Raw genomic sequence first — 10,111 nt, 5'->3', positions numbered from 1 at the left:
TCCTCGGTCTTGGTGAACAGCTCGATCTGCGCGATCGTCTGGTTCGCGAAGGAGTTCGACATCACGAACGACGGGTGACCCGTCGCGTTGCCCAGGTTCAGCAGCCGGCCCTCGGACAGCAGGATGATGGTGTGACCGTCGGCGAAACGCCACTCGTGGACCTGCGGCTTCACCTCGGTCCGCACGATGCCCGGCAGCTTCGCCAGGCCCGCGATGTCGATCTCGTTGTCGAAGTGACCGATGTTGCCGACGATCGCCTGGTGCTTCATCTGCTCCATGTGCTTGGCAAGGATGATGTCCTTGTTGCCCGTGGTGGTGATGAAGATGTCCGCGATGCCGACGACGTCCTCCAGGGTGGTGACCTGGTAGCCGTCCATCGCCGCCTGCAGCGCGCAGATCGGGTCGATCTCGGTGATGATCACCCGGGCGCCCTGGCCGCGCAGCGACTCCGCCGAGCCCTTGCCCACGTCGCCGTAGCCGCAGACCACCGCGACCTTGCCGCCGATCAGCACATCCGTGGCACGGTTGATGCCGTCGATCAGCGAGTGCCGGCAGCCGTACTTGTTGTCGAACTTCGACTTCGTCACCGCGTCGTTCACGTTGATCGCCGGGAACAGCAGCTTCCCGTCACGGTGCATCTCGTACAGCCGGTGCACACCGGTGGTGGTCTCCTCGGTGACACCCTTGATCGTGGCCGCCATCTCGGTCCACTTGTTCGGGGTGTCCTTGAGGGTGCGGTTCAGCACCTCGAGGATGAGGCGGAACTCCTCGTTGTCCGCGGTGGACGGGTCCGGAGCCTCGCCGGCCTTCTCGAACTCGACACCCTTGTGGATCAGGAGGGTCGCGTCGCCACCGTCGTCCAGGATCATGTTCGGGGTCTGGCCGTTCGGCCAGGTCAGCGCCTGCTCGGTGCACCACCAGTACTCCTCCAGCGTCTCGCCCTTCCAGGCGAACACCGGAACACCGGCCGGGTTCTCCGGCGTTCCCTCCGGACCGACCGCGATCGCGGCGGCCGCGTGGTCCTGGGTGGAGAAGATGTTGCACGAGCACCAGCGGACCTCGGCGCCGAGCGCGACCAGGGTCTCGATCAGGACAGCGGTCTGCACGGTCATGTGCAGCGAACCGGTGATCCGCGCACCGGCCAGCGGCTGGGTGGCCGCGAACTCCTTGCGGATCGACATCAGACCGGGCATCTCGTGCTCGGCGAGCTGGATCTCCTTGCGCCCGAAGGCGGCAAGCGAGAGGTCGGCGACCTTGAAGTCACCGTTGAGGTTGGTCGACATGCGGAAGTGCTCCTCGCTGCATGGGGTGGTGCGGGCCTGTCTTACGGGTGTGCTCAGTGGCAGGACGCCCGACGGCACGGCGTACTGCTCCTGCGGCACAATCCGTCGGAGGACCTCTCTCCCTCGACCGCCCGTACCCGGCTGCGCCGGGCACCGTCGATCGACCGCCATCAGCAGCGACGTTTGGCTCTGCTGACGAATCTACACCGACGGCGCAGTCGCACGGGCTTCGTACGGGCAGTTTCGGCCGCCGTCGGGCCGCCGGATCCGACGGTGCGTCAGTGTGTGGGACCGCCGGGGGTGGCCGCCGGGTCGAGGCCCTGGGCCTCCTTCTCGGCGCTGTAGATGTCCGGCTCCAGGTAGATCACCCGGGCGATCGGGACGGCCTTGCGGACCCGGGCCTCGGCCAGGTCGATGGCCTCGGCCACCTGGGCGGCGGTGTCCTCCGCGTTGACGCCGATCTTCGCGGCGACCAGCAGCTCCTCCGGGCCGAGGTGCAGGGTGCGCATGTGGATGATCCGGGTCACCGAGTCGTGGTCGACCAGCGCCGCGCGGATCTTCTGCACGTCGTTCTTGTCCGCCGACTCGCCGATCAGCAGGCTACGGGTCTCCATCGCGAGCACCACGGCGATGGCCACCAGCAGCAGGCCGATGGAGAGTGTGCCGATGCCGTCCCAGATCCCGTCGCCGGTGATCACGGTGAGGCCGACACCGAGCAGCGCGAACACCAGACCGATCAACGCGCCGAAGTCCTCCAGCAGCACCACCGGCAGCTCGGGGGCCTTCGCCCGGCGGATGTACTCGACCCAGCCGAGCGTGCCCTTGGCCTTGCGCCCCTCGGTGATCGCGGTCCAGAACGACCAGCTCTCCGCCAGGAGGGCGAAGACCAGCACGCCGACCGCCCAGTACCAGCCGTGCAGTTCGTGCGGGTGGCGGATCTTCTCCACGCCCTCGTACACCGCGAACAGGCCACCGACACTGAACAGCACGATGGAGACCACGAAGGCGTAGATGTACCGCTCGCGGCCGTAGCCGAACGGGTGCTCCTCGTCGGCCTCGCGGGCCGCCCGCTTGCCGCCGACCAGCAGGAGGATCTGGTTGCCGGAGTCGGCCACCGAGTGCACGCCTTCGGCCAGCATCGAGGACGAGCCGGTGATGGCGAAGGCCGTGAACTTGCTCGCGGCGATCGCCAGGTTCGCGGACAGCGCCGCAACCAGTGCCTTGGTGCCGCCTTCGGTGCTCATGCTGGGGTGGTGTCCCTCCGACTGGGCCGGTGCACCGCACCGGCCGACGCTCAGCTTGCCGACCGCACACAGTATCCCGGTGCGGTACGGAGCCTGAGCGCCGGTCAGTCCCGCGTGGCGGCCAGGCCGAGGTAGACCGCGGCGAAGTCGGTCAGCGCGGTGAGCTCGGCCAGTGCCTGGAGCGGATCGGCCTGCGCACTGCGGTACTCGGTCAGCCGGACCTCGTGCGCCTCGGCCAGCCGGTGTGCGCGGCGGACCGGGTAGCTCGGCTCCGGCACCTCGGCCTGGTCCTCCTCGGCCGGGTCGGCGGCGCGGCCCGGGGTCTGACGGAGCAACAGCACCTGGAGCAGCAGCGGGTCGGGCTCGTCCACCCGGTCCCGGAAGAAGTCGTCCGGGTCGGCACCGGAGCCGAGCTGGCCGACGAACATCCCCCGGTGGGTGGTCAACACCTGCGGCAGCGCCCCGGCCAGTGCCGGACGCCCGGCCCGGTCGGCCAGCATGGTGGCGAACCGCTCCACCACCGCCGCCGCCACCGGCCCCTCGGCCCAGAGCAGCGGGACGGTGCCGGAGAGCTTGCCCGCCAGGTCCTTGGCCGGATTCACGTACGCGCCGGCGTCCGGGCGGCAGCGGACCGCCGTCTCGTCCAGCCGGTCGGCGGTGGACTGCAGTGCGCCGGGCGGCAGTTGGGTCACCCCGAGCTTCTCGGTGAGCGCCAGCAGTGGGGCCAGCAGCGCCCAGAGCGCGCCCGGGTCCAGTGCGGGCAGGTCGGGCTCGGCGCCCGCGACCGGCTCGGCCGGGTCCACCGCGGACGGCGCGTACGGCAGCGGCAGGCCGCGGACCTGGTGCGCGGCCTCGGTCAGCGGGCTCACCACCGGGGCGATCACCACCACCGAGCAGCCGCGCGCGTACGCCTGCTGGGCGAGGCCGATCAGGCCCTGCTCGGTGCCGTCGATCGAGGCGATCACCAGCAGGTCGACCGGGCCGACCCAGCCGGGCAGTTGCCAGCTCATCCCGGCCGAGAACACCGGGTCGGCGGCCGTCCGGTCACGCCGCACCGGCTCGGCACCGCTCGGCGGCAGCGGGAGCACCTGGGTGGTCCCGACCGCCAGCGCGGCCAGCGCACTTCCTGCGGCCAGCACGCTGCCGTGGCCCGCGACCAGCAGGGTGCGCGGGCGGCCGTCCGGCCGCAGCGCCGCGAGCCCGGCATCGTCGGCGAGCCGCAGAGCGGTCCTCACCCGGGCCCCGGCGCCCGCGAGGGCGAGCAGGGCGTGGTCCCGGTCGGCGCGCCGGAGGGCGGCCGGGTCGTCGAGCAGACTGTCGTCGATCATGCGGCTGGCCTCCGGCCGGGACTGGGCAGTGATCAGGAGGGGCGGCGGGCCTCGTCCACCAGCAGCACCGGGATGCCGTCGCGGACCGGGTAGACCAGGCCGCAGCTCTCACCGGTGCAGCGCAGCTCGTGCTCCTCGCCCTTGCTCTCCTCGGCGAGCGCGGAGTGGCACTCGGGGCAGACCAGGATCTCCAGCAGGAAGGACGGCAGGCTGCTCATGGGTCGTCAGGCTCCAGAAGTCGGTACACGGTGCGCCGGTACAGCGGTGCCCCGGCCGGTGGCAACGATACCGGCCGGGGGTGGGGGTGGGGGTGTCAGGTGCGGATGAGGGTGAGGACGGTGTCGCGGATGGTGGTCATGGTGGTGGGGTCGTTGGCTTCGACGTTGAGGCGTAGGAGGGGTTCGGTGTTGGAGGCGCGGAGGTTGAGCCACCAGGTGGGGGTGGTGATGGTGAGGCCGTCGAGGGTGTCGACGGTGGCGTGGGGGTGGGTGGCGTAGTGGGTGCGGACCTGGTCGGTGGCCGCTTGCTGGTCGGTGACGGTGGAGTTGATCTCGCCGGAGGCGGCGTAGCGGTCGTACTGGGTGGTGAGGGTGGAGAGGGGGTGGTCCTGGTGGCCGAGGGCGGCCAGGACGTGGAGGGCGGCGAGCATGCCGGTGTCGGCGCGCCAGAAGTCGCGGAAGTAGTAGTGGGCGGAGTGTTCGCCGCCGAAGACCGCGTTGGTGGTGGCCATTTCCTGCTTGATGAAGGAGTGGCCGACGCGGGTGCGCACGGGGGTGGCGCCGAGTTCGCGGACGACYTCGGGGACGGTGTGGGAGGTGATGAGGTTGTGGATGAYGGTGGGGTTGGTTTCGCCTGCGGCTTGGGCGCGTGCGATTTCGCGGGCGGCGACCAGGGCGGTGATGGCGGAGGGGGAGACGGCCTGGCCCCTCTCGTCGATGACGAAGCAGCGGTCGGCGTCGCCGTCGAAGGCCAGYCCGAGGTCGGCGCCGGTCTCGACAACYTTGGCCTGCAGGTCGACCAGGTTGGCCGGGTCCAGGGGGTTGGCCTCGTGGTTGGGGAAGGTGCCGTCCAGYTCGAAGTACAGCGGCACCAGGTCAAKGGGCAGGCCGTCGAAGACGGTGGGGACGGTGTGGCCGCCCATGCCGTTGCCCGCGTCCACGACCACCTTCAGCCGGCGGATCGCGGTCAGGTCSACCAGGCCCAGCAGGTGGTCGGCGTAGCCGCGCAGCGTGTCGCGGGCGCTCAGCGAGCCCGGCTTCACATCCAGCACGGGCACSSTCACGGTGTCGTCCGCACCGGTCCAGGACTCCACCAGCTCACGGATCTGCGASAGSCCGGTGTCCTGACCCACCGGTGASGCGCCCGCCCGGCACATCTTGATCCCGTTGTACTGCGCGGGATTGTGGGAGGCGGTGAACATCGCACCCGGMAGGTCCAGCGGACGCATGTCATGCCCCACCACCACCGCCGACGCACCCACCACCCGCACGAACGCCGCACCCAACGCGAACGACAACGACTCGTCCCACTGATCCGGCACCACACCACGCACGTCGTACGCCTTCACCAGCTGCTTCAAGTCCCGCATCAGCCCGGCATTCCACTCTGCTCGGTGCGGCGGTGCCGCACGTTCTCGGTCGACACCGGCGCGGGCAAGGTCCGACCTCCCCGGTGCTCCCACCGGCGCAGGGGCGCGCGGACGGGCGGGCGAGGCGGACGCGAGCGACCGGTTGCTTCGCGACCCACGGGTGTGCAAGTTGAACAGGAAGACTATCCGGTGAGCGGAGTGAAGCACCGCCCTGACGACCGCCGGGCAACCGGGGCGTCGTAGCATGCGCTATTCCTGTACTTCTTCCGTATCCGAGGAGAACAGGACACCGCGAGGTGCGCCTCATCGACCCGGACAGCGGCCATCAGGGCTCGCTGCTCGCCCGCTGTACCCGAAAGGCAACAGAGACGTGACCACGGCTGGCCAGGAGAGCTCCTTCGCCGATCTCGGTGAGGTGCTGGTGATCATTCCGACGTACAACGAGGCGGAGAACGTCGAGCGGATCACCGCCCGGGTGCGGGCAGCCGTTCCCGAGGCGCACATCCTGGTCGCCGACGACAACAGCCCCGACGGCACCGGTGACATCGCCGACAAGCTCGCCGCGGCCGACGACCACCTGCACGTCCTGCACCGCAAGGGGAAGGAAGGGCTGGGCGCCGCCTACCTGGCCGGCTTCCACTGGGGCATCGACCACGGCTACCAGGTCCTGGTGGAGATGGACGCCGACGGCTCCCACCAGCCCGAGGAGCTGCACCGCCTGCTCACCGCCCTGCGCACGTCCGACCTGGTGCTCGGCTCGCGCTGGGTGCCCGGCGGCGCGGTGGTCAACTGGCCGCGCTCCCGCCTGCTGCTCTCCCGCGGCGGTTCGCTGTACTCGCGCCTGATGCTCGATGTCCCGATCAGGGACGTCACCGGCGGCTACCGCGCCTTCCGCAAGGAGACCCTCCAGGGCCTCGGCATGGACCAGGTCGCCTCGGCCGGCTACTGCTTCCAGGTCGACCTCGCCTGGCGCGCCGTCAAGGCCGGCTACAAGGTCACCGAGGTGCCGATCACGTTCGTCGAGCGTGAGCTGGGTGCCTCGAAGATGAGCCGCAGCATCGTCGTCGAAGCCCTCTGGCGGGTCACCGCCTGGGGTGTCAGCGCTCGCCTGGGCAAGCTCACCGGGAAGCGGTGACCGCAGCGGCGGCGCCCGGCGGACGTGCTTGATCACTCACCTGGGCGCGCCTACCCGGCAATCCCGGCGGTTTCCTCCCAAGCTGGAGCCCTACGGGGCCCGGCACGGGCCCACCGTGCCGACCAGGGAGCCGATGTGACGCCGTCCCAGCCCGAAGGGACCGCCGGAGCCGAACCGGCTGGTCCGGGGCACCCGGGCCCGGCACCGGCGCCCCTGCAGATCGAGGTCTTCACCGGCCCCGAGACGGCCTTCTTCGCCACCTCCAGCCTGATCATGGGCGAGCGCACGGCGATCCTGGTCGACGCCCAGCTGACCCGGAGCGCTGGCCGGGAACTGGCCGAGTGGGTGGCGGGCAAGGGCCGCCAGCTGCTCGCCATCGTGATCACCCATCAGCACCCGGACCACTACTTCGGTGCCGAGGAGGTGCTCCGGCTCTTCCCCAAGGCGCAGCTGCTGGCCGCCCCGCTGGTGGTGGAGGGGATCATGGCCACGCTGGCCGCCAAGGTGGCGCAGTGGAAGCCCGTGTACGGGGACGACATCCCCGACCACCCGCTGGTCCCCGCCCCGCTGTTGCCGCAGCCGCTGATGATCGACCGTCAGCTGATCCGGGTGCTCAGCCTCGGGCAGGGCGACAGCGCGGGCTCCACCGTCGTGCACGTCCCGGGCAGCCGCACCGTGGTCGCCGGGGACTTCGTCTACAACGGCACCCACGTCTGGACGGCGGACACCGACCCCGCCGAACGCGAGCAGTGGTCGCACAACCTGGCCAGGGTGGCCGACCTCGGCGCCGAGCGGGTGATCGCCGGCCACCGGGTCCCCGGGGCCGACGACGACGCGATGCGGGTGCTCACCTTCACCAGCGAGTACCTCCAGGACTTCGACCGTGCGCTGGCCGCCCACCCTGACGACGCCGAGGCCCTGGCGGCGATGGTGAACGAGCGGTACGGCGGCCTGACCCTGCCGGTGATCCTCGAACTCAGTGCGGCGGCCAACGTGCTCACGCCCGAGGACCTGTCCAACGGGGACAACGGCATCGTGGACGCGGAGATCGTCGAGGACTCCTGAGCGGAATACTGGCCGTATGACGGCCTACGACGCACTCGTACTCGCCGGGGGCGCGGCCCGGCGGCTCGGCGGGGTGGACAAGCCGGGCCTGGCGGTCGGCGGCCGCACCCTGCTCGACCGGGTGCTCGCCGCCTGCCCGGACGCCCGCACGGTGGTGGTGGTCGGCCCCGAGCGGCCGACCGAGCGCAGTGACCTGCACTGGACCCGGGAGGACCCGCCCGGTGGCGGCCCGGTCGCGGCGGTCGCGGCCGGGCTCGGGCAGATCAGCGCCGACCGGGTGCTGCTGCTCGCGGCGGACCTGCCGTTCCTGGACGGACGGACCGTCGAACGGCTGCTGGACGCTCTCGCGGAGCACGACGGGGCCCTGCTGGTCGACGCCGGCGGTCGGGACCAGCCGCTGGCCGGGGCCTACCGCAGCAGCGCCCTCCGGGCCGCCCTGGGCGACCTCGGCGAGCCGGTGGGGCTGCCGCTCCGGCGACTGCTCGCCCCGCTCCGGCTGGTGCGGCTGGCCGACCCGGACGGGGTCTCGTACGACTGCGACACCTGGGAGGACCTCGAACTCGCCCGCCTCCGGGACGCCTAGGCAGCTGCGCTCAGCTTTTTTGCAGGGCCCAAGGTGGCACATGCCAGGGGCTCGGGGAACTGCGAGGAGATCTGGCGTTCGGGTCACTGCGAAAGTGCCTGACCATCTACGCAGGTGCAACGCTCCCGAGGTCGGCGTCGCGGTTCCCCGAGCCCCTGGCCGGTAGCTGGCTGAGGGCAGCTCACGGGTGGCGGTGGGCCCCGGTGAGGGAAACGACGCGCGATGCTCATGGCCCGGAGCGTGGCGGGCGACGGGGGATCAGGCAGCATGGGGCCATGGAGCGCACGCTGGATGACTGGATCGCCGCCGTCGCCACCGAGCTGGGCATCGACCTGGAGGTGGACGTGACCGGGCTGCTGGACCTCGCCCGGGTGGTGGCGCACGGGGTGGCCAGGCCCGCTGCGCCGCTGACGGCGTTCCTGGTCGGCTATGCGGCCGCCCAGCAGGGCGGTGGCCCGGCCGAGGTGGCCAAAGCGCAGGCCAGGACGGCGGCGCTGGCCGAACGCTGGGCCGGGGAGCAGAAGTGACCACGGTGGCGGCGGCCGCTCCCGTGCAGGCCCTGCACCACTGCTCGTGGCCGCAGGCCCGCCGGGCGGCCCGGCTGGCGGCTCGCCGGCCGCTGCCCACCGTCGGGCTCGCGCTGGGTGCGGCGCTCGGGCAGACCCTGGCGGGGCCGCTGGAGGCGCTCACCGATCTGCCGGCCTTCGACACCTCCGCGATGGACGGCTGGGCGGTGGCCGGTCCCGGGCCGTGGCGGCTGGCGGGCCGGGTGCTGGCGGGGGAGCCGTGCGGGCCGCTGGCCGACGGGGCGGCGGTGCAGATCGCCACGGGGGCGCAGCTGCCGCCGGGCGCCACCGGGGTGCTGCGCCGGGAGCACGGCCGGACCGACGGGGTGGTGCTGCACGGGCTGGGCGAGGTGACGCCGGGTCAGGACGTTCGGCCGCGCGGCCAGGAGTGCCGACGGGGCGAAGTGCTGCTGGCGGCCGGGACGGTGGTGACCCCCGCGGTGCTCGGTCTGGCTGCGGCCTGCGGGTACGACCGGCTGACCGTGCACCGTCGTCCGACCGTCGAACTGCTGCTGCTCGGTGACGAACTGCTGGACTCCGGCCTCCCGGGGGCCGGGCTGGTCCGGGACGCGCTCGGCCCGCTGCTGCCGCCGTGGCTGGCCGCGGCCGGTGCGGAGCTGATCGGACAGCGCCGGGTCGGGGACGACTTCGGGCTGCTCCGGGACGCGATCCGGCACTCGCCCGCCGACGTGGTGGTCAGCACCGGCGGGACGGCCGCCGGGCCGGTGGACTTCCTGCACGAGGCGCTCACCGCCACCGGCGCCCGGCTGCTGGTGGACGGCGTGGCAGTGCGCCCGGGCCACCCGATGCTGCTGGCCGAACTGCCGGACGGGCGCCACCTGGTGGGCCTGCCGGGCAACCCGCTGGCGGCCGTCGCGGGCACCGTCACGCTGGCGCTGCCGCTGCTGGACCGACTGGCCGGCCGCCCGGGTCCGGAGCTGCGGACCGAGCCGGTGGCCGCCGCACTGCCGGGCCATCCGACCGACACCCGGCTGGTCCCGGTGGTCAGGACCGACCGGGGGCTGGTGCCGCTGGCCTTCGACGGCCCGGCGATGCTGCGCGGCCTGGCGCTGGCCGAGGCGCTCGCGGTGGTCCCGCCCGGTGGTGTCCCGGCCGACGGCCGGGCCGAGACCCTGGCCACGCCGTGACCGGGGCGGTCAGGCCGGTCTGATGGTGATGATGCGGTCGGTGAGCTGGAGGACGGCGGCTTCGGGTTCGGTGTAGTTGAGGACCCGTCGGCCCCGCACCACCGCGACCACCAGATCGGTGCAGTCACGCGGACTGTGCCCCGCCTCGGCCCTGGTGACCGGACGCTCCAC

General features: G+C 72.1%; 8 protein-coding genes and 3 pseudogenes. 5 read left to right on the top strand and 6 right to left on the bottom strand.

What is annotated here, in order from left to right; all coding sequences use genetic code 11:
- The 5 genes from ahcY to manB form a co-directional block, all read right to left on the bottom strand.
- Window positions 1-1,283, bottom strand: a 1,283-nt coding sequence (ahcY, locus tag ACXJMZ_RS36485; protein WP_457034298.1) for an adenosylhomocysteinase, incomplete at its 3' end; no start/stop codon positions are given.
- A gap of 278 nt (window positions 1,284-1,561) precedes the next feature.
- Window positions 1,562-2,527 (bottom strand): cation diffusion facilitator family transporter, encoded by a 966-nt coding sequence (locus tag ACXJMZ_RS36480; RefSeq protein WP_457034297.1) that lies wholly within the window; start codon window positions 2,525-2,527, stop codon window positions 1,562-1,564.
- Between the two features lie 104 nt (window positions 2,528-2,631).
- Window positions 2,632-3,855, bottom strand: coding sequence for an SIS domain-containing protein (locus ACXJMZ_RS36475; protein ID WP_457034296.1), 1,224 nt, complete (start codon window positions 3,853-3,855; stop codon window positions 2,632-2,634).
- A 32-nt stretch (window positions 3,856-3,887) separates the two neighbouring features.
- On the bottom strand, window positions 3,888-4,073 hold the full coding sequence (locus ACXJMZ_RS36470; protein ID WP_057238377.1) for a Trm112 family protein: 186 nt from the start codon (window positions 4,071-4,073) through the stop codon (window positions 3,888-3,890).
- Window positions 4,074-4,168: 95 nt separating this feature from the next.
- The gene (manB, locus tag ACXJMZ_RS36465; RefSeq protein WP_457034299.1) at window positions 4,169-5,446 is read right to left on the bottom strand and encodes a phosphomannomutase/phosphoglucomutase; all 1,278 of its coding nucleotides are present in this window, start codon (window positions 5,444-5,446) and stop codon (window positions 4,169-4,171) included.
- Window positions 5,447-5,813: 367 nt separating this feature from the next.
- Here manB and ACXJMZ_RS36460 point away from each other — a divergent pair, with 367 nt between their 5' ends.
- The 5 genes and pseudogenes from ACXJMZ_RS36460 (at window position 5,814) to ACXJMZ_RS36440 (ending at window position 9,940) form a co-directional block, all read left to right on the top strand.
- On the top strand, window positions 5,814-6,578 hold the full coding sequence (locus tag ACXJMZ_RS36460) for a polyprenol monophosphomannose synthase (RefSeq protein WP_457034295.1): 765 nt from the start codon (window positions 5,814-5,816) through the stop codon (window positions 6,576-6,578).
- Window positions 6,579-6,713: 135 nt separating this feature from the next.
- Window positions 6,714-7,643, top strand: a complete 930-nt coding sequence (locus tag ACXJMZ_RS36455; RefSeq protein WP_457034294.1) for an MBL fold metallo-hydrolase — start codon at window positions 6,714-6,716, stop codon at window positions 7,641-7,643.
- 16 nt (window positions 7,644-7,659) lie between these two features.
- Window positions 7,660-8,217 (top strand): annotated as a pseudogene (gene mobA / locus ACXJMZ_RS36450) (molybdenum cofactor guanylyltransferase); the annotation flags it as partial.
- A 266-nt stretch (window positions 8,218-8,483) separates the two neighbouring features.
- Window positions 8,484-8,753: pseudogene (locus tag ACXJMZ_RS36445) on the top strand (DUF6457 domain-containing protein); the annotation flags it as partial.
- Complete coding sequence (locus ACXJMZ_RS36440) at window positions 8,750-9,940, top strand: molybdopterin molybdotransferase MoeA (RefSeq protein ID WP_457034293.1); 1,191 nt, start codon at window positions 8,750-8,752, stop codon at window positions 9,938-9,940. The pseudogene ACXJMZ_RS36445 and the gene ACXJMZ_RS36440, both read left to right, overlap by 4 nt.
- A gap of 9 nt (window positions 9,941-9,949) precedes the next feature.
- On the opposite strand, the pseudogene ACXJMZ_RS36435 reads toward ACXJMZ_RS36440, so the two are convergent.
- Window positions 9,950-10,111, bottom strand: a pseudogene (locus ACXJMZ_RS36435) (Ion channel protein); the annotation flags it as partial.

The organism is Kitasatospora sp. P5_F3, from assembly GCF_054049135.1.
The sequence above is the reverse complement of the archived record's forward strand: the minus strand, read 5'-3'. Positions and strand labels throughout refer to the sequence as shown.

Excerpts from the sequence above, each read along its gene's own strand:
- ACXJMZ_RS36475 (WP_457034296.1), bottom strand. The coding sequence starts at position 3,855 with ATGATCGACGACAGTCTGCTCGACGACCCGGCCGCCCTCCGGCGCGCC.
- ACXJMZ_RS36470 (WP_057238377.1), bottom strand. The coding sequence starts at position 4,073 with ATGAGCAGCCTGCCGTCCTTCCTGCTGGAGATCCTGGTCTGCCCCGAG.
- ACXJMZ_RS36480 (WP_457034297.1), bottom strand. The coding sequence starts at position 2,527 with ATGAGCACCGAAGGCGGCACCAAGGCACTGGTTGCGGCGCTGTCCGCG.